Genomic DNA, 25,290 nt, shown 5'->3' with positions numbered 1-25,290 from the left:
AGGATTTGATGGCAAGTATGTTACAAACAATGGAAGCAGATACGATAGATATGTCGGCCGTTCTTATGCAGGCTTACGACATGGGTGACATGATTAATTCCTCTGCAGAAGTGGCAGATTATTTATATTGGAAGAACGCGGTTGAAAGCAGTGAAGAAGTAAAGGGACTTAAGGCTATTTTTGCCAGAAAGAAAGACGCCTTCGAAGAGTGTGAGCGGTTTGGGCATTACCACCCAAGCTATCACCAAGCTTTGGCAGCTGTGAACGAGATTCAGGACAAGCTTCAAGAAGTTGAAGCTGTTCGCAAATTCAAGGAAGCCGAGGATCGCCTGGACGATTTATTGTTTACGGTATCCACGACGATTGCTCACGCTGTTTCGGATACGATTAAAGTGCCCAGCAATAATCCGCTGCCAACCGGCAAAGGCTGCAGTTCCGGTGGGAGCTGCAGCGGCAATTGCGGTTAAGTTTTAAAGCTTGAAATCAGGGCGGATGATACCGACCTCGGTACCTTGCCAGTTATGAACGGTTGGGGTATGAAAGAAACGAAGTTCGCTGACTTCCGATTCCGAGAGCAGGCTTAGCTGCTTTAAGGCTTCAACGACAGCCGGATATAAGGCGCGTTGATTGCCGTCCTCGATTTTCAGGACGAAGCCTAAGCCCTTCTCCGGGATCGTTAGCGCGAATATGCCTTCGGCTCCCATTTTACCGATGATTCGGCCTTTGGTAACCTCGATTAATCGCGTATCGAAGCGATCGCTTCCCGCGAGGAATTGAGGATATTTTCGCACCGCGGCGACAATTCTTTGGCAAGCGTTTGCACGTGCTTCAGCTAGCGCATCAGGGCTCCCTAGCCTTGCAAAAGCTAGAGCCAGATGCTGAATCGGCATGCCGAATACCGGCACTCCGCAGCCATCAACGCCTAGCTGCATTTGTGCTTTGGGCATCTCGGACATCGCACACACGGCTTCCAGCATGAGCTGTTGGACGGGATGCTCCAAGCTCATGTACGTATCCGGCGAAGCATCCAGATGGGCGCAAAGCGTTAGCATGCCCGAATGTTTGCCTGAGCAATTGTTGTGCAAGGTGGTAGGGGCTTCGCCCCGCTCGCGCATCGCTTGCGCGGTAGGCGCGTGGAAAGGCTCATGCGCACCGCACTGCAGGTGCGTATGCAGGAACCCGAGCTTGCCCAGTATGCCTTGGGCCGTGCTCACATGCTCAGCTTCCCCGTTGTGGGAAGCGCAGCACAAGGCAATTTCGGCTTCATCCAAGCCGAAATGATCAGCCGCGCCGGATTCAATGACCGGCAGCGCTTGAATGAGCTTCGCCGTGGAACGGGCGAAGGTGAGGAACTGAGGATCGCCAGCTTCATGCAGCAGCGTTCCTTGGGCGTTCACGACCGCGAGATGGACGCGGTGAATACTTTCTGTTATACTTCCGCGATATACGCGGACGATGGTGTTAGAAGGCTTCATGCTGAGGGATCACTCCATATTAGGATTATTGAAAAGAGGTAGCAATCATGATGATTGAGCGCAGCGGACTTATCATTTGGGTGAACGATATTAAAGCCGCCAGAAATTTGGAACGGTTCGGTTCGCTTCACTACATTTCAAAGAAAATGAATTATGCAGTTCTTTATATACATGCGAGTAAAGTAGATGAGACGACACGGAACCTTTTGAAGCTTCCTTACGTCAAAAAGGTAGAGAAGTCTTACCGCAATGAAATAAAAACCGAATACAGTAGTGATGTGCCGGACAAAACTAGATTTTACACCCTTTGAGGCTGCAGTGCAAAACGAAAAGCTTCGAAAGAAGCTTTTTTTATTTTTTGAATTTTTAGAAAATAAGCATTTTTTCATGATTTCACAAATAGTTATTAATAATTTTATATATTCTTACATGGAAAAATTAGTTATAATCAAGTAAAGTATAACTTACATGCCGCTATGGAATAGGTACACGGTCTCATTTTAGTAGGAAAGGGGTTGTGATCATGAAAGACAAGGTGATGGGAAGATGGAGTACTTATGAACCATTTTTCGTGCAGCTGGGGGATAAGAAAGTGGCGGATGTCGTGATCACGAATCATGCGAAGCTGAGATGGACAGATCGTGTTTCAAGTAGCAACAATTCACTTGAGGAAATTTGTGCTTTTCTCTGGGAAAAGCTTAAAAACGATAGCATTGTCCCTTATTATCGAAATGAAGAAGATGTCTATCTCATTGATGATGATCTTGTTGTCGTTGCGGAGTTCTCTCATTTGGAACATGAAACGGATCTGGTGGGCAACCCGCTTCACAAAATGATCATTGTGACATTTCTGGGAAAGATGTCAGAAACGATGGAGCTTCGCGATTTGAAGTCTTACTACTCTTGGCTGCGCCATTCTCGTCGGATGACGTTGATCAAGAACAGCCGCAAACGTCGATAATCACATAGCTGGATGCCCAAGAGTATGTCGTTGCCGACATGCTCTTTTGTGCCTTGTTGGACGATAGACGTTCTATTTCATATAATGAATACAAAGAGAGGCGGGTAGTTATGGCACTTAATTTTCATCAATTACATATTTTTTATACGGTGGCGGAGAAAGGCAGTTTCTCGCATGCCGCCGGAGCTTTACATATGACACAGCCTGCTGTGACCATGCAGGTGCAATCGCTAGAGGACTATTTTGGCGTGAAGCTTTTCCACCGCAGCACGAAGAAAATTGAGCTGTCCGAAGCGGGACGAGCTCTGATTCCTTTTGCCAAGAACAGTATCGAGCTTATTCGTGAAACCGATGTTGCGATGTCCAAATTTACGAAGATGATTGAAGGGCGGTTGCAGCTTGGCGCCAGCTTAACCATGGGGGAATATATCCTGCCGAGGCTGCTGGGACCATTCAGCAAAGATTATCCGAACATCTCGGTTTCGATGAAAGTGATGAACACGACGCAGATTTTGGATGAGGTGCTCGGTCATCAACTTAATTTCGGACTTGTTGAAGCGCCGATTCATCATCCGGATGTCCATACGGAGGCTATTCTCAGCGATGAGCTCAAGCTGATTGTGCCAGCGGATCATCCGTTAGCCGACATGGAAGTCGTTACGCTGGAAGAGTTGTTGAAATATCCGTTCGTGCTGCGTGAGCAGGGATCTGGGACGAGAAGGGTGATGGAAGAGGAGTTCGCACGCTGTCAGATGGACTGCTCCTCGATGAAGATCGTTATGGAACTTGGCAGCACCGGAGCTATCAAATCAGCGGTGGAAGCCGGCCTAGGCATTTCGATTCTCTCGCAATCATCGGTGAAGCATGAAGTGACTTTGGGCCTTTTTAAAGTGAAATCGATTGAAAATATTACTTTTGAGCGCAGTTTCTATGCGATTTATTTGAACTCTACCCTGCTGCCGATATCGGCAGTCAGCTTCATGACCTTCCTGCGTCAAGAAGATTTAAGCCGTTTTCTTTAATGTTTTACACAAATAGGCAGCTCGCTTAATGCTCTGTTTATAGATGGGAATTAGGATGTAGAGAGGGGTAAACAATGTCAACGAGACTAGAAGCAGATTTACATACACATACAACCGCATCAGATGGGACGCAGCGTCCTGCGGTGAACGTTCAGATGGCTTTTGACGCAGGATTAGGCGCAATAGCTATCACGGATCATGATACCGTATCGGGCGTGGCTGAAGCGCTGGAGGAAGGGCGGAGATTGGGCATTGAAGTCGTTCCCGGTGTTGAGATTTCAACCGTGGCGGGCGGGCAGGACATTCATGTGCTTGGCTACTATATTCAAATTGAGGATGCTCTGTTTCTGCAAAGGTTATCGTCGCTGCGAGACACCCGTGATATCCGCAATCAGATGATCATCGATCGTTTGCAGCAGCTGGGTTTTGCGATTACCATGGGCGAAGTATTGAAGGAAGTTGAACATATTAAAAGCAAGGGTGATACGGTCGGCAGACCTCATATTGCGGCTGTTCTGCTGAACAAAGGCTATGTGTCTTCCATCAGCGAAGCTTTTGACAAATATCTGGGTACAGGAGCTGCGGCATACGCCAATCCGCCAAGGATTGAGCCTGCGACGGCCATTGCCTGGATTCATGAGGCCGGAGGGAAGGCGGTTCTTGCGCACCCAGGTATTTATCACAATGATGACCTCGTTGAGGCTATAACCCAGCAGGGTCTGGATGGTATTGAAGTCTACCACTCCGATCATACTGCGGAAGATGAGGCGAAATATCTTCTTCTTGCTGAGCGCTGCGGCCTTCTTATTACAGCGGGTTCAGATTTTCACGGGGAACGGGGCGGTGTCGTGTTTCATGCGCCGATTGGCTCGAAACGAATAGGCATCGAGATCCTCTCCAGCCTACAACCCGAGAAGGAGCAGCATTCATGAAAAAGATTCGCAAAGCCATCATTCCGGCAGCTGGTTTAGGGACACGGTTCTTGCCAGCGACCAAAGCGCAGCCCAAAGAAATGCTGCCTATCGTCGATAAACCAGCGATTCAATATATCGTGGAAGAAGCCATTGAATCAGGCATTGAAGATATTATCATTGTGACAGGGCGCAACAAGCGGGCGATTGAGGATCATTTTGACAAATCCGTTGAACTCGAGATGATGCTTGCAGAAAAGGGCAATACCAAGCTGCTGGAAATTGTACAGTCCGTCTCCAATCTGGCAGATGTACATTATATTCGTCAAAAGCAGCCCCTTGGACTCGGTCATGCGATCCTTTGCGCGCGCAAATTCATCGGTGACGAACCGTTTGCCGTACTCCTCGGGGATGATATTCTGCAATCCTCGCCCCCTGGCCTGAAACAAATGATGAATATTTATGAGCAAACGGAATCGTCCGTCATTGCGGTGCAGGAAGTCCCTTGGGCTGATGTGAGTAAATACGGTATCGTCTCACCGGCGGCAGCCCGGGAAAACTATCAGTTGATCGCAGATCTGGTGGAGAAGCCGGAACGAGATCAGGCGCCTTCGAACTTAGCTGTCATTGGCCGTTATATCATCATGCCAGAAATTTTCGGCATCTTGGAGCGCCAAGAGCCTGGCCGCGGCGGCGAAATTCAATTGACGGACGCATTGCGCGTGCTGAACAGAGAACAGCAGATGGCCGCTTATCTCATGCAGGCGGAGCGTTACGATGTCGGGGACAAGATGGGATACATCGAAGCCACGATCGAGCTCGCCTTGCAGCGTCCGGATTTACAGGACCAAGTGAAATCTTATTTATTATCCCTGATGAAACGTTGGGATTCCGAATAGACTTGAATTAAACTTGGGAGGTTGCATAGATGGGAGAGGCAGCGCGGATTACGGTGATTGGAACGGGTTATGTAGGTTTGGTATCAGGAGCTTGTTTGGCGGAAATGGGACATCAAGTGATTTGCGCCGATCAAGCGGAATGGAAAGTTGCTCGTTTGCAGCAAGGTGAAATACCGATCTATGAGCCTGGACTCAAGGAACTGGTCGCATCCAATGTTTCTGCCAATCGACTATCGTTTACCTCGCATATCGGTAGGGCTGTCCGCAGCTCTGATATTATTATCATTGCTGTTGGAACCCCCACACAGGACAATGGCGACGTGGATATGTCCCAAGTGAACAACGTGCTTACCTGTATTGCCGCCAATGCTGTAACCTCCAAGACCATTGTCATGAAAAGCACCGTCCCTGTGGGGTCCGGCAGCCTGGCTGAACAACATCTCCGATTGCTGGCAGCCTCCCACATTCACTTGCCCGTTGTTTCCAACCCTGAATTTCTGCGAGAAGGTTCGGCGATTTGGGATACCTTTCATCCGGATCGTATAGTGATAGGGGCCAAGGATCCAGAAGCGGGAATTCGCATTGCGCGACTGCATGCTTCTTTGCGTGCTGAAGTACTCCATACTGACCGCGAAAGTGCTGAACTTATTAAATATGCGTCCAATGCCTTCCTGGCGACGAAGATTTCATTCATTAATGAAATGGCCAATGTCTGTGAAAAAGTGGGCGCCAACATTAGTCTTGTTGCCAAAGGCATGGGATTAGACCGCCGAATCGGTCCGCATTTCTTGCAGGCGGGTGTTGGGTACGGAGGTTCCTGCTTCCCCAAAGACACGAAGGCGCAGCTCAAGCTTGCGCAGAATGTGGATTATGACTTCCAAATCCTGCGCGCTGTTATTGATGTGAATCGCTTGCAGCGGGAACGTTTTGTAACCAAAATCGAGCGGGAAGTCGGTTGTTTAAGCGGCAAACGCATTGCCGTTCTGGGCCTTGCCTTTAAGCCGAATACAGACGATTTGCGGGATGCGCCGGCGCTCGATATTATCGCCGCCTTGCAGCAGCAGGGTGCTCTCATTCAGGCCTATGACCCTGCGGCAGCGGAACTAATCACGGAGAGGATGCCGGATTTGCCCGTCTTCACCGATCCTTATGAGGCGCTTGACGAGGCAGATGCGATCGTGATAACGACGGAATGGGAGGCCATTCGCAGCTTGAATTGGCGACTCGTTCGCAGCTTGGTGAAGGTGCCGCTCATTGTGGATGGACGCAACATGTTCGAACCACTGGAGATGAGTCAACTTGGCTTTACCTATGTGTCCGTCGGCCGCGAGACGGCTGTGTTGGCGGAGCTGGTTGTTTAAACGTATTGGGCATAAATACAGAGAGCCTAGCCGCGGCCGCGGGCTAGGTCTTTTTTTTAGGATGTCGGTATGCTTGCTTGCAGCTGCGTGCTGTTAGCTCAAGAGGAATAAGAGTCTTTGTGAGCTTCTATTTGCGATAAAAGGGAGTTTTGGTGTGGGATATGAGCCTTTGGAGACTCTTATGTGTGGCAGATAGGTGAGAAAAAGCAGCTACTCAAAGGAATAAGAGCCTTTGTGAGCTGCTATTTACGATAAAAGGGAGTTTTGGTGTGGAATAAGAGCCTTTGGAGGTTACTATGCATTTAGACTTAACAGTGGACACAACGAATTGGGAAATTAGATAATAGACATATCTAAATGACGAGGTGTCCGAGATGAATGAATTCCGCCAACGGTACAATCAAAAGTTCAAAGAAGAAACGGTTAAGTACATTCAACAACATAGTAAATCGATTCCGGATATTGCAAACGAACTGAACATTCCAGCGAAAACATTGAGCAGTTGGGTCAGTAAATATCGCCAATTTCCAGATGAGCCCTTCGTAGGAAGTGGCAATCTACGTAGCCATGACCGGATCATGAAAGACTTGGAACAACGCAACAAAGACCTAGAGGAAGAACTAGCTATCTTAAAAAAGGCGCTGCACATCTTCAGCAAAGACCCGAAGTGAGATTCAAGTTCATTGATGACCACCGTTCAACATTTCGAGTTGAGAAGATGTGCAGCGTACTAGGTGTATCCAAGAGCGGCTATTATAAATGGCGAACCACACCCCCAAGTGAGCGGAAAAAGCACCGCGAAGCGTTGGCTAAAGAGGTGGAAAAGGAGTACTTGGAATCGGATCGGAATTACGGGAGTCCGAAAATCACAAAGGAACTGAGAAAAAAAGGTTTCAAAGTCGCTGTCAAAACGGTTGGACGCATCATGAAAAAGAAGGGCTTACGCTCACAAGCTATAGGGAAATTCAAGGTACAAACAACGGATTCCAATCACAGCCACCCGATTGCGCCAAATTGGTTAAATCAGCATTTTGATGTGTGTACAAGACCGAATCAAGTATGGGTTACCGACATCACGTACATCCATACACGTCAAGGAAACCTTTATTTAGCAAGCGTTCTTGACTTGTTTACCCGCAAAATCGTTGGCTGGCAGCTGGGCAATCGCATGACCGTGGAACTGACGCTAGACGCCTTAAATCAAGCATACGAAGCCAAAAGGCCGCCTAAAGGCCTTATCCATCATTCAGACCGGGGATCGCAGTATGCATCTAATGAGTACCGTAAACAACTGAAAGAATACCATATGATTCGTAGTATGAGCCGTAAAGGCAATTGCTACGATAACGCTTGTATAGAGGCTTTTCACAGCATTCTCAAGCGGGAATTGGTGTACAGATATAAATTTCAAAGCCGCCAAGAAGCACACCAACGAATCTACTGGTACATTGAGTTTTTCTACAACAGGAAACGTACGCACAGCAAGCTTGGCTATTTGTCTCCAGACAAGTTTGAATCCCAATACTACAAGCAAATAAAACTAACTTCTTAGCTCTTTTTTTGTGTCCACTCTATTGACTTAGATACACTACTTACCTTCTTCCAAACGCGGAAAACGAAACTCCCCACGAAAAGTAACAATAAGCGTCGAGAGTACAGGTAAATTTTGTTTACGAAGGGTTGAAATGAAGCCGCGCGCGCGGGCGAACTGATGAGCCCCGTCCCAGGTACGGAATAAGCCGGAGACTTTGGCTTTGACCTTGGCCATCCGCAAGTCTCGTTCGGCGACATTGTTGTCAAAAGGAACACGGACATCTTGAATAAACCGGAGAATCGGTTCCTTGTGACGACGGAAACGTTCACCCAGATTGGCCGATTTACTTTTGCTTTGCCTGCCTTGCGGTCCGGTTTTGGCTTTGGTACGCCCTTGATTCCATTCCAGCTCGCCCTGCTGCAGGATGTCATCGTACCAATTCTCTAGCCATTTAACCGTACTCGGAGCTAAGCAGCACAAGACTTTACGGGCGGCTAGCGTGAGACGCCAGGCTACTTGTAGCAAGCGTTTCATCTGCACGGCCCACTGGTGATGATCATAATCGGCGATTCCTTGGCATTCCCGCAGTAAGTGCGCATTGCATAAGGCATGCTGGAACGTGTATTTTTCTTTAAAATACGGCCCGTTGCAGTCATGCACTAGAATGCCCGAGTAAGCCGGCAGCAGACCGATGGCATCAAAAGCGAGGGTGCCCCGGTTTTCGTGAACCGCCTGGAACGTCCAGTCCACATTAGAGAGGGTGTGCAGCCATCGCTGTTTGCCATCGACGTGAATGCCGGTTTCATCAGCGTGCAAAACATCGGCATTCAGCAGGTTTTGGCGAATTTGTTCCTCATAGGGACCTAGCTGCTTGTGCGATTTCTTCAAATGGGCGATGACCGTAGCCTCGCTCAGCGAATGCCCGGTCAGGTCCGCAAACATCTCGCTCACCCTTTTCAGTGGAATCATATGGTACGCACTCACATACACGATCCAGCCCGTAACACCAGCTCCATATTGGACAGAGGCGCTGACATGCGACGGAAAAGCAGCCTGATGAACCCCGCTACACTGCGGGCAGCAGCTCGTATGAGCGCGAAACTCGGTTGTCTGGATGCGTGGTTCAGGCAGATCGATCTGCTGACGCCGGTCGTAGCCTATACAGTTCTCCTGGTCCATTGGAGCATGACACGCAGGGCAGGTAGTTAGGCAAAAGTCGAGGATGGCATCCGGATCATCCACCATACTAAGTGTGTGTCCTTCATGACCTAGGGGTGCTCCCTTTTTGCCACCAGCGATGCGGGAGTTTGCGGGCTTACGAAACCCGTCACTTGAAGGCGGCTTGCTACTATTCTTGCTGTTAAGCCCTAGCTGGCGCTCCAACTCGGCTACTCTGTTTTCCAGTTCAGTGATCCGTTCTAGCAGTTTCGTAATGACCTTCTCGATTTGATCTGGACTACTGTGGCTAATTTGTTTGATTTCTTCGAGGCTCATTTTCATCCTGATCCCTCTTCTCCATTAAATTCGTTAAGTATTCTTAACCAATTTTTAGGGGTTTGAATAAGGGGACCTAAGTAGTAACCTTTGGAGACTCTTATGTGTGGCAGATAGGTGAGAAAAAGCAGCTACTCAAAGGAATAAGAGCCTTTGTGAGCTGCTATTTACGATAAAAGGGAGTTTTGGTGTGGAATAAGAGCCTTTGGAGACTCTTATGTGTGGCAGCTCTCATGTGTTCGTTATTTGATGGTGACTTTCATTTGTTTAATCTGATTTTCATCGGGTGTCACGAACAGCGTTTTTTGATTGACGTAGATGACGAATCCGGGCTTGGAACCGTTTGGTTTATGAACATGTTTGATGACCGTATAGTCAACTGGGACTTGGCTGGAATGTTTGGCTTGACTGAAATATGCGGCCAATTGCGCGGCTTCTGTCAGTGTGGCTTCGGAGAAACTGTCACCTCGTATGACAACGTGAGAGCCGGGAATATCTTTGGTATGCAGCCAGGTATCCATGGAAGAAGCCAATCGATTCGTTAAATACTCATTCTGGGTATTATTTTTACCTACATATATCGGAATGCCCTCACTGGATAAATAGCTGGCCAATGCAGGTTTATCTTTTTTCTTCTTTTTACGCTGCTTTTTGTTGCGGTCTCTTACGTAACCTTGCTCCATAAGTTCATCGCGGATTTCTTCGATATCGCTTAGGGAGGCAACGCTTAGCTGCTGCAACAGAGAGCCGAGGTAGGCGATCTCCTGGTGGGTATGTTCAATTTGTTCCTCGACAATCGCTGTGCTGTTTTTCATTTTGGTATATTTTTTAAAATAACGTTGAGCGTTCTCGGATGGCTGGAGGAGCGGGTCCAGCGTTATTTTGATCAAGGCTTGATCTTCATCGTAATAGTTGACCGTTTCAACCTCTTTATCTCCTCGTTTGATCATGTGCAGCGATGCAGTAAGCAATTCACCAAGAATCCGATATTTATCGGCATCTTTGGAATCTTCCACGGTTTCCTGAAGTTTTTCCAGTTTCTTTACATTTTTATTGGATTCATTGTGTAAAAAACGCAGCAGATCCGCGACACGCTGTTTGACGGTATCCCGCTCCGCTTTATCGCCATAAAAATGCTCTAAACACGCACTAGGCGTTGGATAGGTTGTAGAAAGACCTGCAATATGGGTAAGCGGCGTCATCGCAAAAAATAATTTGCCTGAGTTTTCTTGCTCTACGATCACAGGCTCATAGTGATGATTGCGTACAGCCGTCATGATTTTTTCGAACGCCTGCCATAGGGAGGCCGTATCTGTTTCTTCCTGATTGCCCGCGCTTTGTTTGCTGCGGAAGACGATCTCCTTGGCAATTAAAGGGCTCAACCCGCTGAAGGCTGCGACAAGCCGCTGTTCAGGCTTCTTTTGATCTGGCGCAGCATCCTCGGCCAGTTCCTGCTCCATCGCTTCGCGGAACGCGGCAGCATCGGTGTCGAGCGGATTTTGTTTATCCTGCGCCGGGGGTGTGACATAGGTGCTTCCGGGCATGACAATCCGATAAGAACTGATTGCCGGGGTTACATGGTGAATACCGTCCAGGATCGCTCCGGTTGCTGGATCCAAAAGAATAATATTGCTGTGTCGTCCCATGATTTCCACAAGGATATGTTTGACGCTCATATCGCCTAATTCATCGCGATGGCGGATTTGGAAGCGAATAACCCGCTCCATGCCAATTTGTTCCACCGTTTCAATTATACCGTTCTCACAGTGTTTGCGAAGGAGCATACAGAACATGGGAGCATCCATAGGATTGATCTGTGATTGTTCCGTAAGCTGTACCCTTGGGTAGGTGGGGTTGGCTGATAGCAGCAGCTTGAGATTCTGCCCTTGGGCGCGAATGTGCATGAGGATATCATTCTCGCTGGGTTGATGAATTTTATTAATGCGGCCTCCTACGCACGCCTGCAGTTCGTGAACGATTGCATGAAGGACTAGTCCGTCTAAAGCCATGATACTTACAACTCCATTCTAGGGAGCTAATGGCGATATGCGATGACATCCCCATTAGCTCCGTGGTTGAAAACTTTTGCTAACCTCTATGATGCCATACTTTTCACAAAAAATTAAGTGCTGGCCAGCGGGAAAGATGATTTCAGGGATATTTTCCGGCTTGTCTGAATACATTTACGTATGAGTGATTGGCTTGAACAAGTGGGAAGTGGGAGGGAGAAGGGCGGATGAGTCAGAATAAGTGGTACCAGTTGACGTCGGAGGAAGTCCTGCAGTCGCAGCAGGTGAATGCGCAGCAAGGATTGCCCTGGGAAGAAGCTTGGAAGCGGCAGGCGGAGGTAGGTCGTAATGAACTATCGGAAGGACATCGCATTTCTCCGATTACGCTGCTTTTAAATCAATTCAAAGATTTCATGGTGCTGGTCCTATTGGGGGCAACCCTGATTTCAGGTTTGCTAGGCGAATATCTAGATGCAATTACTATTGTTGTCATCATTGTTATGAATGCTGTTCTGGGATTTACCCAAGAATTTCGTGCAGAACGCTCTCTACGTGCACTCAAAGAACTCTCAGCCCCGAATGCCAATGTATGGAGGGAAGGGGCGGTTCATCAAATACCTGCTCGTGATCTGGTGCCGGGCGACATCATTCTACTAGAAAGCGGCGACCGTGTGCCGGCGGATGTTCGCTTCTTGGAATCGAACGGTGTGTACATCGAAGAGTCGGCGCTTACCGGGGAATCAGTCGCTGTCGGTAAAGTAACTTCAGCCATTCCTCATGAGGAGGTTCCTTTGGGGGATCAACGTAATCTGGGTTTCATGGGTACCATGGTCTCGCGAGGAACGGCGAAAGCAGTCGTTGTTCGAATCGGGATGAGCACGGAAATGGGCAAAATTGCTGATTTGATTCAAAATACGGAATCGATGGAAACACCGCTGCAGCACCGTTTGGAGCAGCTGGGGAAAATTCTGATCATCGTAGCGATCGCGCTAACGATTCTCGTTGTTGTAGCAGGCATTATGCATGGACAGCCGCCTTATGCGATGTTTCTTGCAGGCGTCAGCTTAGCCGTTGCAGCGATTCCGGAAGGACTCCCGGCGATTGTAACGATCGCACTTGCTCTTGGCGTTCAGCGGATGATCAAACGCAAAGCGATTGTCAGGAAGCTGCCTTCCGTAGAAACGCTTGGATGCGCTTCGGTGATTTGCTCTGATAAGACGGGCACCTTGACGCAAAACAAAATGACCGTTACCCATTTATGGGTAGGCGGCGATGTGATGGAAGTGACGGGGGATGGCTACACACCGGTCGGAAGCATTCAATTTGGCGGTCAAAATGCAGATGTTGCGAAGCATGTTTCACTAAGCAAATTGCTGCAAGTGTCCGTGCTGTGCAACAATGCGACGCTGGTGGAAGAGAAGCAGGAGCAGAAGCGGAAGAAAGGGAAAGACGAAGATGCCGCTTCCGTTTGGAATATCAAAGGGGACCCGACAGAAGGAGCCTTGGTCGTGTTAAGCGCCAAAAGCGGCATCACGCAGCAGTCGCTCAGCGAAACGTACAAGCGTATCGCCGAATTCCCATTCGACTCTGATCGCAAGCGGATGTCCGTGCTTGTAAGCTCTGATCATGGACGGATGGCTTGTACGAAAGGGGCGCCAGATGTTCTGCTGCAGCACTGCAGCTACATTCTGTGGGAGGGGAAAGTCATTCCGTTCACTCCGACACTCAAGCAAAAAGTGATTGCAGCCAATGAAGGCATGGCCAAATCAGCGCTGCGGGTGCTGGGGATTGCCTACAAAGAGTTGAAAAGCAGCGATCGCTATGAGGATCATGAGGACGTGGAGAACAGTCTGATCTTTGTCGGGCTCACCGGTATGATCGATCCTCCGCGCAAAGAAGTGCGTGAAGCCATTTCCAAATGCCGCAAGGCAGGTATCAAAACGGTGATGATCACAGGCGATCATCAGACCACGGCAGAAGCTATCGCGAAGCAGCTTGGGATGATTCCAGCAAACGGGGTTAGCATGAGCGGGCAGCAGATTGCCCTGCTGTCGGAAGATGAGCTGGATGCCAAAGTTAATGATACTTATGTGTATGCAAGGGTATCGCCGGAACATAAGCTGCGGATCGTCAAAGCTTTGCAGCGTAATGGACATGTCGTCGCGATGACGGGCGATGGGGTGAATGATGCACCTGCGATCAAAGCGGCGGATATCGGTATCGCTATGGGCATTACGGGCACGGATGTATCGAAGGAAGCCTCTTCCTTAATTCTGAGTGATGACAACTTCTCTACCATTGTGGCAGCGATTGAAGAAGGACGAGGTATTTACGAAAATATCCGCAAATTCATTCGTTACCTGCTCGCTTCCAATGTGGGGGAGATTATGACAATGTTTATCGCCATGATGGCGGGACTTCCGCTGCCGCTTGTCCCGATCCAAATTCTGTGGGTGAATTTGGTGACCGATGGACTTCCGGCTATGGCCCTTGGCGTTGATCAGGCGGAGAAAGATTTGATGCAGCATAAGCCGCGCTCCGCGAAGGAAAACATTTTCGCCAGACGCTTGGGCTGGAAAATTATTTCCCGGGGTCTGCTCATCGGCGTTTGTACGCTAGGCGCTTTCTGGCTCGTACTGCGCGTAAATCCGACGGATGCCGAAACGTTGTTGAAGGCGCAAAGCGTCGCTTTTGCCACACTCGTTATGGCGCAGCTGATTCACGTGTTCGACTGCCGCAGCTCCCGCTCCATTTTTCACCGTAATCCCTTGCAAAATCGTTATCTGGTTCTGGCCGTCTTATCATCGCTCGTGCTGATGCTGGCCGTGATGTATGTGGAGGCTCTGCAACCGATCTTCAAAACCGTTCCACTCGGCTGGAAAGATTGGATTCTCGTACTGATTGCGGCCGGCATTCCAACTTTCTTGATGGGGCTGGGCAGCGTGCTGTCGCCCAAACGCAACAAAGGCTCACGGGCTGTTCCTTATAAAACTTCGAAACCGAGTTTTCGATAATCGTTTGAAAGCCGCCGATTGGCGGCTTTTTTGTCAGTGCAGGCTTCTTTGTTACGGCGGTTTTCAGTCTCAAAGGGATCCTAATGAACTGTGTGATGCTTATAGGTGGGAAAATGGCTGCTTCGGCGATTTAATGAACTGAGTTGGCGTTATCGAGCATTTTATCGGCGAAATGTTGATCATTTGCTTGCAATAGCGCATCAGGAATTCGTTAGATTTTCAGAGGGAGCAATTTGGATCGAATAAAGGGTATGGAGTTCGTAAGGCCCAGGAGGAGGAAGGTTACCGCGACAAACAGGGGAAAGGGCTATGCATTTGCTTGTTTTTACGCTATGATAATGGCTAAAACACACGCTTGGAGTGCTGAAAACAATGAATTTCTCTAAATTGCATGGACTAGGCAATGATTTTATCGTAATCGCCGGTCATCACGAATTGCCGACAGATGTGGATCAGCTTGCGATCCGCCTTTGCAATCGTTTTTTCGGCATTGGCGCTGACGGTTTAGTGTATATACTTCCTTCTGAACAAGCTGATTTCAAAATGCGCATTATTAACTCGGACGGCACAGAAGCCGAACAATGCGGCAACGCGATTCGGTGCGTGTCTAAATATGTATATGATCACGGGCTGATCGACCGTACGGAGATTACCGTGGAGACCCTTGGTGCAGGTGTGCAGCAGGTGCAGCTTAATTTGAAAGACGGGAAAGTGTCAACGGTTCGCGTCGATATGGGGCAGCCTATTTTGAACGGTCTGCAGGTTCCGACAACCGTTGATGAAGCTCAGGTTGTTCATCATCCGATTGAAGTGGATGGTCGAGAGTTCCATTTTACAGCGGTTTCTATGGGCAATCCGCACTGTGTCATTTATGTCGAAGATGCAGTGAATTTCGATTTGGCCGCCTGGGGGCCTAAGCTGGAAGTTCACCCGATGTTCCCGCGCAAAGTCAATGTTGAGTTTGTGACAGTCAGAGATCGTGCCTACACGGATATGCGTGTCTGGGAAAGAGGCGCTGGGCCGACGCTGGCTTGTGGAACAGGTGCTTGCGCAACCCTTGTTTCCTCTGTGTTGAATGGCTTGACGGACCGCGAGGCGACCGTATCGTTAAAAGGCGGGGATCTGTTTATTGAATGGAATGAGGCTGACAATCACGTCTATATGACAGGACCGGCTGAAGAAGTCTACACGGGTACGATTGTGAAATAAGTTGACAAGCATCATAAGGGTTCTTACGTATCAGAATTATTGATAAACGTTTTTCTTAATATCTCCCTTATTTTGTGATACAGTATAACTACATTTTTTAGTAAATGGGGAGATTATCATGAAATTGGATCTTCGCACGGCGCTGCAGCAGGAAATATTGACTGGTGACGGCGCTATGGGGACTTATTTATATCAGATGGGGTTTCCGGTCGGCATTTCTTATGAAGAATTGAATTTGCTCAGACCGGAAACGGTTGCTGACGTGCACCGCCGTTATTTCGAGGCAGGTGCTCGTCTTATTGAAACGAATACGTTTTCGGCGAACCGCGAGAAATTATCCAAATACGGACTTGAAGGCGATGTAGAAGCTATCAATCGTGCTGGTGTCGAATTAGCCAGAAAAGCTGTCGGGAATGACGCTTATGTCGTAGGGGCAATCGGTTCTATACGTGCAGGGAAACGCAAAAATGTCCGCACCGTTGATGTCGAAGATTCGCTTCGTGAGCAAATTAGCGTTCTGCTGGATTCGCCAGTCGATGGTTTGCTGCTGGAAACTTTCTATGACCTAGAGGAGCTTCAGCTTGCGCTGCGCATTATCCGCAGCATGAGCAGTTTGCCTGTTATTTGCCAATTCGCGAATGAAGGTACAGGCAGCACACAGGATGGCGTGCCGCTGCATGAAGCGTTCCTGCGGCTGCAGGACGATGGCGCCGATGTCATCGGCTTTAACTGCCGCGTGGGCCCGAACGGGATTCTCCGCTCTCTGGAGAAGCTGGCTCCGATCGCGGGCGTGCCGTTCTCCGCGTTCCCGAACGCGGGGCTGCCCGACTATGTCGACGGGCAGTATACGTATGCGGCGACGCCGCAGTACTTCGCCGAAAGCGCACTGCGCTTCGCCGACCTTGGCGCGCGCATCATCGGCGGGTGCTGCGGCACCACGCCGGAGCACATCGCCGCTGTCGCGAAGGCGCTGCAAGGCTACGTGCCGGCAGCGCCCGGCACGACCGTCCCCGCGCAGGGCGTGCGCGTGATCGAGCCTGCGCCGGCGATGCCTGCGCCGCCGGCCAGCAAACCATCGCTGCTGGAAATCGTCAAGCAGCGCAAAACTGTCATTGTCGAGCTGGATCCCCCGCGGGATCTCGACATCGAGAAATTTATGCAGGGCTCGAAGGCCCTGCAGGATGCCCATGTCGACGCCATCACGATGGCCGACAATTCACTGGCCGTGACGCGCATGAGCAACCTGGCCCTCGGCTACCTCGTGCAGGATAAACTGGGTGCGCGTCCGCTCATCCACATCGCGTGCCGCGACCGCAACATGATTGGGACGCAGTCCCATCTGATGGGTCTTCACGCGCTTGGCATTGACCACGTGCTGGCCGTGACCGGCGATCCCGCCAAATTCGGCGATCTCCCCGGCTCCAGCTCGGTGTACGATCTGACCTCATTCGAGATCATTCGGATGATCAAGCAGTTGAATGAAGGCATCGCTTTCTCCGGGAAGCCGCTCAAACAGAAAGCTAATTTCGTTGTTGGCGCTGCGTTTAACCCGAATGTGAAGCATCTGGATAAAGCGGTTCAGCGTTTGGAACGCAAAATCGAAGCGGGTGCCGACTACATCATGACACAGCCGGTTTACGATGCTAAGCTGATTGAACAAATTTATGAAGCGACCCAGCACTTGAATGTTCCCATTTTTATTGGGATTGCACCGCTTGCCAGCGGAGGGAACGCTGAATATTTGCATAATGAAGTTCCGGGTATCCGGTTATCGGACGAAGTCAGAGCGCGCATGGATGGTCTGAAGGGTCCTGAAGGGCGGGCAATTGGTGTTGAGATTGCCAAAGAGCTGCTGGATGCGGCTATGCCTTACTTCAACGGGATCTACTTGATGACACCTTTTCTGGCCTATGAGATGTGCGTAGATCTGACGAAATACGTATGGGAAAAGTCGAATCGTCATGATTCCCACTTGTACCCACTTTCAAAATGAATTAAAATAGGGTAATGGATGTGATTAGAATGATTTGCAGTATGACCGGATTCGGACAAGCGAATCGTTCTTTTGCGGGATACAACGTGTTTATCGATGTGAAATCGGTCAATCATAGGTATAGTGAAGTGTCGATTCGATTACCCAAAGAATGGGCTGTCTTCGAAGACGCTTTGAAGAAAACGGTGCTGCAAGCTGTGAAGAGAGGGCGTGTCGACGTCTTCGTTACGGCGGAACGTGAGGCGGCGTCCCAGAAAAGCGTAACGGTTGACTTTGCATTGGCAGATGCCTATTTGCAAGCTGCGGCTCAGTTGAAGGAACGCTATGGGTATGTCGAGCAGGTCGGACTCAAAGAGTTATTGAGGCTGCCGGATCTCATTCTGATGAAGGAGTCGCGGAAGGAACCTGATAAGGAGATTGAACAGGAATTGTGCGCCTGCTTGCAGGAGGCCGTTTCCAGGTTATCCGATATGCGGCTTCGTGAGGGAGCATTTCTGGAGCAGGATATTCGTGAACGTTTAGCAGAGCTCAAGCGGATTCATGGGGAATTGGAAGTCTTGGCGCCTCAAGTGGTTGAGGATTATGCCGCTAAGATGACTAGCAGACTCCAGTCTCTGCTGCAGGATCAAACCCCTGTAGATGAGCAGCGCTTAGCGATGGAAATCGCGATATTCGCAGATCGTTCGAATGTGGATGAAGAATTGACGAGGCTTAAAAGCCATTTTGGGCAATGTGATCAATTGCTCACAGAACAAGAGCCTGTTGGACGCAAATTGGATTTCTTGATTCAGGAGATGAACCGGGAAGTCAATACAATTGGCTCCAAATCGAATCACTCCGAGCCCACGGCCAGGGTCATTACGATGAAAGCAGAGCTTGAGAAAATGCGGGAACAAATACAGAATATCGAGTGAAGCGTGAGTGTTGCTTCACGAGGAGGAAGCTCTAATGGCTATCAAATTAATTAATATCGGTTTCGGCAACATTGTATCGGCGAACCGTATTATCTCGATCGTGAGTCCGGAATCGGCTCCGATTAAGCGGATCATTCAAGAAGCGCGTGATCGTCACATGCTGATTGACGCTACATATGGTAGAAGAACCCGTGCCGTCATTATTACAGACAGTGATCATGTCATTCTGTCGGCCGTACAACCAGAGACGGTAGCACATAGACTTTCTAACAAGGACGATGATCATGACGAGTAATACGAACACCCTTGAGCGTGAGAGAGGCATTCTGATTGTACTGTCTGGACCTTCCGGCGTTGGTAAAGGTACGGTATGTGCAGCTTTGCGCAAGATTTCTCCTGACATTGTTTACTCGGTATCAGCAACGACCCGTTCGCCTAGGCAAGGAGAAGTGGACGGTGTCAATTATTTCTTCAAAACGAAAGAGCAGTTCCAACAGCTCATCGATACGGATGAAGTGTTGGAATGGGCGGAATATGTAGATAATTTCTACGGCACGCCTAGACGGTTTGTCGAAGATACACTTCGCTCTGGCCAAGATGTGATTCTGGAGATTGAAGTGCAGGGGGCATTGCAAGTCAAACAAAAGTTTGATGAAGGTGTTTTCATCTTCTTATTGCCGCCTTCTCTCGATGAGCTTGAGAACCGCATCGTGACACGTGGGACCGAAACCGATGAAGTGATTCGCAGCCGCATGTCGGTCGCGATTGACGAGATCCGTTTAATGGAACACTATGATTATGCCATTGTGAATGATCATGTAGAAACAGCTTGTGCCAAAATACAAGCGATTCTGGCGGCAGAACATTGCAGAAAAGAACGGATGTATCCAAAAATCGTACAATGGATGGATGAGGTGAATTGAATGTTATATCCTTCAATTGATAAACTGCTTGATATCGTGGATAGCAAGTATTCGCTAGTGGTTGCTGCTTCCAAAAGAGCAAGATCGCTGCGCGACGGAGCAAAATCAGATTTGAAAAATCAAAAGGCTCACAAGCATGTTGGTGTTGCGTTGGAAGAACTTTATGGACACTACATTGGCTATGAGAAAATCGAGACAACAGAGACAGAGAAGTATCAGAAGAAATAGTTGCTTCACCCAACAACCCTCGTGGTTGTTATTTTTTTCTCATATGACGCTAAGGAAGGGGATATCCATGAGTGTACTGCAGGGTAAAACGATTGTGCTCGGCGTGTGCGGAGGCATTGCCGCTTATAAGGCCGCTGCTTTAACAAGTAAATTGACGCAGGCCGGAGCCACGGTTCGTGTGATTATGACCGCATCCGCTGTTCAATTCGTAGCGCCGTTAACGTTCCAAACGTTGTCGCGTCATCATGTCTTTGTGGATACCTTCGATGAAAAGGATCCATCCGTCGTTTCGCACATTAACTTGGCGGATAGTGCTGATTTGGTGCTGATTGCGCCTGCTACGGCCAATACGATCGGTAAACTGGCGTTGGGTCTAGGCGATGATATGCTGAGCACCACGCTTCTTGCAACGACTGCGCCTATTTGGGTCGCACCGGCCATGAATGTGCATATGTATGCGAATCCGGCTGTGCAGCAGAATATGCAGACGCTGCTAAGCCGCGGCGTGCGATTTATTGAACCTGGCGAAGGGCAGCTTGCCTGCGGATATGTGGGGAAAGGACGGCTTGCGGAGCCTGAAGAAATTATGGCAGCCGTGGAGCGTCATTTTCAGGGAGAGCCTGGTCGATTGAAAGCTCAACGTGTCCTTGTGACAGCCGGAGGCACCTTGGAACGGATTGATCCAGTCCGTTATATCACGAACGATTCATCGGGTAAAATGGGCTATGCCATCGCTGAGGAAGCCGTTCGCATGGGGGCTGCCGTTACTTTGGTGTCAGGACCATCGGCGCTGCCTGCTCCTAACGGGGTAGAACTGGTTCGCGTTCAATCCGCACTGGACATGCGGGAGGCTGTTTTGTCGCGATTGGATGCCAGTGATCTGGTTATTAAAGCGGCGGCTGTCGCTGATTACCGTCCTGCTGTTGTAGCTGAGCAAAAGATAAAAAAGAAAGCTGATTCCCTCACCTTGGAGTTAATTAAAAACCCCGATATTCTGCAAGAAATCGGTGCTCTTAAAAAGCATCAGTTTGTCATCGGGTTTGCTGCCGAAACAGAGCGTCTGGACGAGCATGCCTTGGACAAGCTGAATCGTAAAAATTGCGATCTGATTGTTGGCAATAACGTGTCCCAAGCGGGGGCAGGTTTTAGTGGCGACACGAATGTGGTGAGCATCTATGATCGTAACGGGCTGGTCGAAGCCCTGCCTATACAGAGCAAGAAAGATGTGGCGCGAAAGCTGCTTGAATTGGCAGCGGATCGTATGCCAACCATAGCGGGGAATTCGGATGTACGCTAAGGTCATTGTAGATGTTCCTGCCAAGCAAACGAATCGTGCTTTTGATTATGAAGTGCCTGCATCTTTGACCAAATGGGTGGAAGTCGGCAGTCGGGTTGGCGTGCCTTTCGGTCCCCGGGTGCTGCAGGGCTTTGTTGTTGAATTGCATGAGGAGACGCAGGTGGATGTTAAACGCATCAAACCGATCATCAATGTCCTTGATTTGGTGCCACCTCTGACAGGTGAGCTGGTCCTGCTGGGCAGATGGATCAGCCGCATGTATTTGTGTCATGAAGTGACGGCGCTTCAAGCCATGCTGCCTGCTGCTCTGAAAGCGAAGTATGAGCGATCCATTGCGGTTGGCGAGGAATCTGCCGAGCATTCGCTGCTGGACATGTCTGATCTTCAAGAAATTGTTGATTTTGTGAAAGCCAAAGGATCCGTTTCGATGGACGTTTTGATGGAGCGTTTCGCCAGCGACGGCCCGCTAATTAAACAATTGCTGAGTACAGGCATCCTTACCGAAGAACAGAAAGTCAAGGATCGCATGAACACCAAGAAGGCGTTAACCGTATTTCCCCCGGCAGGGGGAACCGGCTTGGAAGAGGCGTTGGCGGAGCTTCCAGCCAGGGCGAATAAACAGCAGGATGTGCTGCGCTATTTGATCGAGCACCCGCATGCGATTCGGCTCACAGCCTTGATGGAAACGAGCGAAGTCGGGGCCAGCACGGTCAAAAGTTTGGCAGACCGCGGCTGGATTGAACTGCGCGAAGTTGAGGTTATGCGCGATCCTTATGCGGGTCGTGCTTTTGCGCGGACGAAGCCGCTTCCGTTAACGGAAGAGCAGAGCAGTGTCTTTACCGAAATTCGCGATGCTGTCGCCGCTGAAAGAAACGAAGTATTCCTGCTTCATGGTGTTACGGGAAGCGGGAAAACGGAAGTCTATCTGCAATCGATTCAGCAATGTTTGGATATGGGCAAAGAAGCCATCGTGCTCGTGCCCGAGATTTCGCTGACTCCCCAAATGGTAGAGCGCTTCAAAGGGCGCTTCGGGGATTTGGTCGCTGTGCTGCACAGCCGTCTGTCGGGTGGCGAACGTTATGACGAATGGCGTAAAATAACGCGGAAACAAGTGAAAGTGGTCATCGGCGCTCGCTCCGCGATATTTGCTCCTTTTACCCAAATTGGACTTATTATCATTGATGAAGAACATGAGTCCTCCTATAAGCAGGAGGAAAGCCCCAAATATCATACCCGTGACGTCGCGGTGCAAAGAGCGAAGCAGCAAAATGCGGTTGTCGTGCTGGGTTCTGCAACGCCTTCGCTGGAGAGTATTGAGCTGACAAGACGCCGACGAGATCGGGAGAAACCGCCATTCCGGCTGTTGACGATGCGGGAGCGCGTAGCCAGCAGGCCGATGCCGCCGGTCGCAATTGTCGATATGCGCGAGGAACTAAAGAACGGCAATCGCTCGATGTTTAGCAGGTCCTTGTATAAAGCGATCGAAGATCGGTTACAAAAGAAGGAACAGACGGTTTTGCTCCTGAATCGCCGCGGCTATGCGACATTCGTGATGTGTCGTACGTGCGGCTTCGTCTCGACATGCCCGCACTGTGATATTTCGCTGACGTATCATCAAAGCTCGCGGATGCTGCGCTGTCATTACTGCGGCTACGCAGAGCGCGAGGTTACGCAGTGTCCCAGCTGCCAATCGGAGCATATCCGCCATTTTGGAACGGGAACACAGCGTGTGGAAGAGGAATTAAGTAAAATATTTCCCGGTATTCGTGTTATTCGGATGGATGTGGACACGACAACGGAAAAGGGATCCCATGAGAAATGGCTGACGATGTTTCGAGATAAGCAGGCTGACGTTCTTCTGGGTACGCAGATGGTGGCCAAAGGCCTCGATTTCCCTGATGTCACCTTGGTTGGTGTCATCGCAGCGGATACGGTGCTGAATATACCGGATTTCCGCTCTGCTGAGCGGACTTTTCAACTGTTGACGCAAGTAGCTGGTCGAGCCGGCCGTCATGAGAAGCAAGGGGAAGTGTTCGTTCAGACGTACACACCCGAACATTACAGCGTGCAATATGCCAGTGAGCATGATTATATTGCTTTTGCGAATCATGAGTTGGATATTCGGGCGAATTTGGGCTACCCGCCTTATCAGCGGTTGATTTTGGTCACTTTTTCGCATGAGCAGGTCCCCCTGCTGGTACGTTCGGCGGAAGCCTTCGTGACGCGGTTGAAAGAGATTGCCCTGGAGTATTCAACGAAACAGGTGGATTTATTTACAAGCACCGACATGACGGATCAATCGTTCCACATGGACGTGCTGGGACCCGTGGCGTCGCCTATTTCCCGAATCAAGGATAGATATCGATTCCAATGCGTGGTAAAATATCGGGGGGAAGATCAGGCTGCAGACATCGTTGGACGAACGGTAGCGTGGTTTGAAGAGCGCTCAGCCAAGGAAAAGCTGCAGATTAGCGTGGATGTTGATCCGCAATATTTGATGTAAGGAACCCCAAATAGCGAAGACTTTTAAAGGTAGGTGCACATTATGGCTATTCGTATTATTGTCAAAGATCCAGATCCTGTGCTGCGCGAGAAAGCGATCACAGTTACGAAATTTAATTCCAACTTGCACAAATTGCTCGATGACATGGCAGATACGATGTATGAAGCGGAAGGCGTAGGTCTGGCTGCTCCCCAAATCGGTATTCTCAAACGTGTTATTGTGATGGATTGCGGTGAAGAACACGGCGGGCTTATTGAAATGGTCAATCCCGAAGTTGTGACTTCCAGTGGCGAGCAAATGGGTGCAGAAGGCTGTTTAAGCATACCTGGCCTTCGTGGTGACGTTACCAGAGCGCTGAATGTGACGGCTAAAGGGCAGGATCGCAATGGGAATCCGATTGAAGTAACGGGTACAGAGCTTCTGGCACGCTGTATTTTTCATGAAATCGACCATTTGAACGGTATTCTGTTTACGGATCTTGCTACGAAAACCTATACCAGCGATGAAGAGGAAGATTCTGAGTGAACATTATTTTTATGGGTACCCCGGATTTCGCTGTTCCTTCCCTGCAAGCGCTCCTTGAGGAAGGTTATAACGTTACGACGGTTGTTACGCAGCCGGATCGGCCGAAGGGACGCAAACGCGTCCTGACGCCGACACCGGTGAAGGTTGAAGCGGCTAAGCATGGCATTCCCGTGCTTCAGCCCGTGAAGCTGCGTCAAGCGGATTCCGTTGAACTCCTGCGGGAATTAAAGCCGGATTTAATTGTAACAGCGGCTTATGGACAGATTCTGCCCAAAGCGGTGCTCGATTTGCCACAATATGGCTGTATTAACATCCATGCCTCCTTGCTGCCCAAATATCGTGGCGGTGCGCCGATTCATCATGCCGTTTTGCGGGGCGAGTTTGTTACTGGCGTAACGATTATGTACATGGCGGTCGGTTTGGATACAGGCGATATGATTTCCAAAGTTGAGCTTCCGATTGAAGATACGGATACGACGGGGTCGTTGTTCGAGAAGCTAAGTATCGCTGGCGCTGATTTGCTTAAGCGGACATTGCCTGATTTATTGGCAGGGCGTATACAGGCTGTTGCACAGAATGAAGCAGACGCGATCTATTCGCCGAATATCCGCAGGGAGGACGAGCTGATCAATTGGTCTCGTTCTGCCGTGGAGTTATGGAATCAAGTTCGCGGCTTACATCCTGCTCCCGGCGCGTATACACTGTGGAATGGCGAAGTGATGAAGGTATGGGCCAGCGCGAATCCTAAGAGTGCTTCGGAACCGAAAAGCCGGAATTTTGCGGCAGGCGCCGATAACCCGGTACCAGGGACTGTCCTGGGCAGCAGCCAGCTTGGTATTGAAGTTATGACAGGCGAAGGCACACTCTGGCTGACGGAAATTCAACCTGCCGGCAAGAAAGCGATGCCTGTTTCCGAATTTATTCGGGGCGTTCAAATCGCTGCGGGTACGGTATTGGGCGGCGGCAACGAATAGCTGCAAGGACTTAAATTCATTATTACTTAACAAAAAATGAGGTA

The 25,290-nt window shown here is 49.6% G+C and carries 21 protein-coding genes and 1 pseudogene; 19 read left to right on the top strand and 3 right to left on the bottom strand.

Translation table 11 applies throughout. The features are described from left to right. The first annotated feature begins 8 nt into the window (after positions 1–8). Positions 9–467, top strand: a complete 459-nt coding sequence (locus tag LOZ80_RS14305; protein WP_238172031.1) for a YlbF/YmcA family competence regulator — start codon at positions 9–11, stop codon at positions 465–467. A 3-nt stretch (positions 468–470) separates the two neighbouring features. Here the strand turns inward: LOZ80_RS14305 and LOZ80_RS14300 are convergent, their stop codons facing one another. Beyond that, positions 471–1,475: an asparaginase gene (locus tag LOZ80_RS14300; RefSeq protein WP_238172030.1), complete on the bottom strand. Its 1,005-nt coding sequence runs from the start codon at positions 1,473–1,475 to the stop codon at positions 471–473. A gap of 47 nt (positions 1,476–1,522) precedes the next feature. Here LOZ80_RS14300 and LOZ80_RS14295 point away from each other — a divergent pair, with 47 nt between their 5' ends. The 7 genes and pseudogenes from LOZ80_RS14295 to LOZ80_RS14260 all read left to right on the top strand — a co-directional run bounded on the left by LOZ80_RS14295 (position 1,523) and on the right by LOZ80_RS14260 (position 8,181). Next, complete coding sequence (locus LOZ80_RS14295; protein ID WP_029195610.1) at positions 1,523–1,786, top strand: YlbG family protein; 264 nt, start codon at positions 1,523–1,525, stop codon at positions 1,784–1,786. 212 nt (positions 1,787–1,998) lie between these two features. Continuing rightward, positions 1,999–2,436 (top strand): hypothetical protein, encoded by a 438-nt coding sequence (locus LOZ80_RS14290; protein ID WP_238172029.1) that lies wholly within the window; start codon positions 1,999–2,001, stop codon positions 2,434–2,436. 110 nt (positions 2,437–2,546) lie between these two features. Beyond that, the gene (locus tag LOZ80_RS14285) at positions 2,547–3,458 is read left to right on the top strand and encodes a selenium metabolism-associated LysR family transcriptional regulator (protein WP_189019361.1); all 912 of its coding nucleotides are present in this window, start codon (positions 2,547–2,549) and stop codon (positions 3,456–3,458) included. 74 nt (positions 3,459–3,532) lie between these two features. After that, on the top strand, positions 3,533–4,390 hold the full coding sequence (locus LOZ80_RS14280; protein WP_238172028.1) for a PHP domain-containing protein: 858 nt from the start codon (positions 3,533–3,535) through the stop codon (positions 4,388–4,390). Next, positions 4,387–5,268, top strand: coding sequence for a UTP--glucose-1-phosphate uridylyltransferase GalU (gene galU / locus LOZ80_RS14275; RefSeq protein WP_238172027.1), 882 nt, complete (start codon positions 4,387–4,389; stop codon positions 5,266–5,268). Before LOZ80_RS14280 ends, galU begins: the two co-directional genes overlap by 4 nt. Positions 5,269–5,297: 29 nt before the next feature. Beyond that, complete coding sequence (locus LOZ80_RS14270; protein WP_238172026.1) at positions 5,298–6,629, top strand: UDP-glucose dehydrogenase family protein; 1,332 nt, start codon at positions 5,298–5,300, stop codon at positions 6,627–6,629. Between the two features lie 374 nt (positions 6,630–7,003). Continuing rightward, a pseudogene (locus tag LOZ80_RS14260) lies at positions 7,004–8,181 on the top strand (IS3 family transposase). Positions 8,182–8,217: 36 nt separating this feature from the next. Here the strand turns inward: LOZ80_RS14260 and tnpC are convergent. After that, positions 8,218–9,663 carry an IS66 family transposase gene (gene tnpC, locus LOZ80_RS14255; protein ID WP_238166678.1) on the bottom strand — a complete coding sequence of 482 codons (1,446 nt, stop codon included), beginning with the start codon at positions 9,661–9,663 and terminating at the stop codon, positions 8,218–8,220. A 236-nt stretch (positions 9,664–9,899) separates the two neighbouring features. After that, on the bottom strand, positions 9,900–11,666 hold the full coding sequence (locus LOZ80_RS14250; RefSeq protein ID WP_238172025.1) for an Rqc2 family fibronectin-binding protein: 1,767 nt from the start codon (positions 11,664–11,666) through the stop codon (positions 9,900–9,902). A gap of 227 nt (positions 11,667–11,893) precedes the next feature. On the opposite strand from LOZ80_RS14250, the gene LOZ80_RS14245 reads away from it, so the two are divergent. The 11 genes from LOZ80_RS14245 (at position 11,894) to fmt (ending at position 25,246) form a co-directional block, all read left to right on the top strand. Then, on the top strand, positions 11,894–14,680 hold the full coding sequence (locus tag LOZ80_RS14245; protein WP_238172024.1) for a calcium-translocating P-type ATPase, SERCA-type: 2,787 nt from the start codon (positions 11,894–11,896) through the stop codon (positions 14,678–14,680). A 372-nt stretch (positions 14,681–15,052) separates the two neighbouring features. Next, a complete protein-coding gene (gene dapF / locus LOZ80_RS14240) occupies positions 15,053–15,889 on the top strand; it encodes a diaminopimelate epimerase (protein ID WP_238172023.1) in 837 nt (278 codons plus the stop codon). 118 nt (positions 15,890–16,007) lie between these two features. Then, positions 16,008–17,882, top strand: coding sequence for a bifunctional homocysteine S-methyltransferase/methylenetetrahydrofolate reductase (locus LOZ80_RS14235; RefSeq protein WP_238172022.1), 1,875 nt, complete (start codon positions 16,008–16,010; stop codon positions 17,880–17,882). Between the two features lie 29 nt (positions 17,883–17,911). After that, positions 17,912–18,796, top strand: a complete 885-nt coding sequence (locus tag LOZ80_RS14230; RefSeq protein ID WP_238172021.1) for a YicC/YloC family endoribonuclease — start codon at positions 17,912–17,914, stop codon at positions 18,794–18,796. A 34-nt stretch (positions 18,797–18,830) separates the two neighbouring features. Further along, entirely contained in the window at positions 18,831–19,091 is a 261-nt protein-coding gene (gene remA, locus LOZ80_RS14225; protein ID WP_009672664.1) for an extracellular matrix/biofilm regulator RemA, read from the top strand. After that, positions 19,081–19,719, top strand: coding sequence for a guanylate kinase (gmk, locus tag LOZ80_RS14220; protein WP_238172020.1), 639 nt, complete (start codon positions 19,081–19,083; stop codon positions 19,717–19,719). The genes remA and gmk overlap by 11 nt, the downstream gene beginning before the upstream one ends. Continuing rightward, positions 19,720–19,947, top strand: a complete 228-nt coding sequence (gene rpoZ / locus LOZ80_RS14215) for a DNA-directed RNA polymerase subunit omega (RefSeq protein ID WP_189019343.1) — start codon at positions 19,720–19,722, stop codon at positions 19,945–19,947. It begins immediately after the preceding gene. Positions 19,948–20,014: 67 nt separating this feature from the next. Continuing rightward, positions 20,015–21,244 carry a bifunctional phosphopantothenoylcysteine decarboxylase/phosphopantothenate--cysteine ligase CoaBC gene (gene coaBC / locus LOZ80_RS14210; protein WP_238172019.1) on the top strand — a complete coding sequence of 410 codons (1,230 nt, stop codon included), beginning with the start codon at positions 20,015–20,017 and terminating at the stop codon, positions 21,242–21,244. Further along, entirely contained in the window at positions 21,234–23,747 is a 2,514-nt protein-coding gene (priA, locus tag LOZ80_RS14205) for a primosomal protein N' (protein ID WP_238172018.1), read from the top strand. The genes coaBC and priA overlap by 11 nt, the downstream gene beginning before the upstream one ends. Before the next feature lie 42 nt (positions 23,748–23,789). Next, positions 23,790–24,272 carry a peptide deformylase gene (gene def / locus LOZ80_RS14200; protein ID WP_189019337.1) on the top strand — a complete coding sequence of 161 codons (483 nt, stop codon included), beginning with the start codon at positions 23,790–23,792 and terminating at the stop codon, positions 24,270–24,272. An 11-nt stretch (positions 24,273–24,283) separates the two neighbouring features. After that, complete coding sequence (gene fmt, locus LOZ80_RS14195) at positions 24,284–25,246, top strand: methionyl-tRNA formyltransferase (RefSeq protein WP_238172985.1); 963 nt, start codon at positions 24,284–24,286, stop codon at positions 25,244–25,246. Positions 25,247–25,290 lie beyond the last annotated feature (44 nt).

The organism is Paenibacillus sp. HWE-109, assembly GCF_022163125.1.
In the GTDB taxonomy this organism is placed as follows: Bacteria; Bacillota; Bacilli; order Paenibacillales; family NBRC-103111; genus Paenibacillus_E.
This window is presented reverse-complemented; position numbering and strand designations above follow the sequence as displayed.

Excerpts from the sequence above, each read along its gene's own strand:
- LOZ80_RS14305 (WP_238172031.1), top strand. The coding sequence starts at position 9 with ATGGCAAGTATGTTACAAACAATGGAAGCAGATACGATAGATATGTCG.
- LOZ80_RS14300 (WP_238172030.1), bottom strand. The coding sequence starts at position 1,475 with ATGAAGCCTTCTAACACCATCGTCCGCGTATATCGCGGAAGTATAACA.
- LOZ80_RS14295 (WP_029195610.1), top strand. The coding sequence starts at position 1,523 with ATGATGATTGAGCGCAGCGGACTTATCATTTGGGTGAACGATATTAAA.
- LOZ80_RS14290 (WP_238172029.1), top strand. The coding sequence starts at position 1,999 with ATGAAAGACAAGGTGATGGGAAGATGGAGTACTTATGAACCATTTTTC.
- LOZ80_RS14285 (WP_189019361.1), top strand. The coding sequence starts at position 2,547 with ATGGCACTTAATTTTCATCAATTACATATTTTTTATACGGTGGCGGAG.
- LOZ80_RS14280 (WP_238172028.1), top strand. The coding sequence starts at position 3,533 with ATGTCAACGAGACTAGAAGCAGATTTACATACACATACAACCGCATCA.
- galU (WP_238172027.1), top strand. The coding sequence starts at position 4,387 with ATGAAAAAGATTCGCAAAGCCATCATTCCGGCAGCTGGTTTAGGGACA.
- LOZ80_RS14270 (WP_238172026.1), top strand. The coding sequence starts at position 5,298 with ATGGGAGAGGCAGCGCGGATTACGGTGATTGGAACGGGTTATGTAGGT.
- tnpC (WP_238166678.1), bottom strand. The coding sequence starts at position 9,663 with ATGAAAATGAGCCTCGAAGAAATCAAACAAATTAGCCACAGTAGTCCA.
- LOZ80_RS14250 (WP_238172025.1), bottom strand. The coding sequence starts at position 11,666 with ATGGCTTTAGACGGACTAGTCCTTCATGCAATCGTTCACGAACTGCAG.
- LOZ80_RS14245 (WP_238172024.1), top strand. The coding sequence starts at position 11,894 with ATGAGTCAGAATAAGTGGTACCAGTTGACGTCGGAGGAAGTCCTGCAG.
- dapF (WP_238172023.1), top strand. The coding sequence starts at position 15,053 with ATGAATTTCTCTAAATTGCATGGACTAGGCAATGATTTTATCGTAATC.
- LOZ80_RS14235 (WP_238172022.1), top strand. The coding sequence starts at position 16,008 with ATGAAATTGGATCTTCGCACGGCGCTGCAGCAGGAAATATTGACTGGT.
- LOZ80_RS14230 (WP_238172021.1), top strand. The coding sequence starts at position 17,912 with ATGATTTGCAGTATGACCGGATTCGGACAAGCGAATCGTTCTTTTGCG.
- remA (WP_009672664.1), top strand. The coding sequence starts at position 18,831 with ATGGCTATCAAATTAATTAATATCGGTTTCGGCAACATTGTATCGGCG.
- gmk (WP_238172020.1), top strand. The coding sequence starts at position 19,081 with ATGACGAGTAATACGAACACCCTTGAGCGTGAGAGAGGCATTCTGATT.
- rpoZ (WP_189019343.1), top strand. The coding sequence starts at position 19,720 with ATGTTATATCCTTCAATTGATAAACTGCTTGATATCGTGGATAGCAAG.
- coaBC (WP_238172019.1), top strand. The coding sequence starts at position 20,015 with ATGAGTGTACTGCAGGGTAAAACGATTGTGCTCGGCGTGTGCGGAGGC.
- priA (WP_238172018.1), top strand. The coding sequence starts at position 21,234 with ATGTACGCTAAGGTCATTGTAGATGTTCCTGCCAAGCAAACGAATCGT.
- def (WP_189019337.1), top strand. The coding sequence starts at position 23,790 with ATGGCTATTCGTATTATTGTCAAAGATCCAGATCCTGTGCTGCGCGAG.
- fmt (WP_238172985.1), top strand. The coding sequence starts at position 24,284 with ATGGGTACCCCGGATTTCGCTGTTCCTTCCCTGCAAGCGCTCCTTGAG.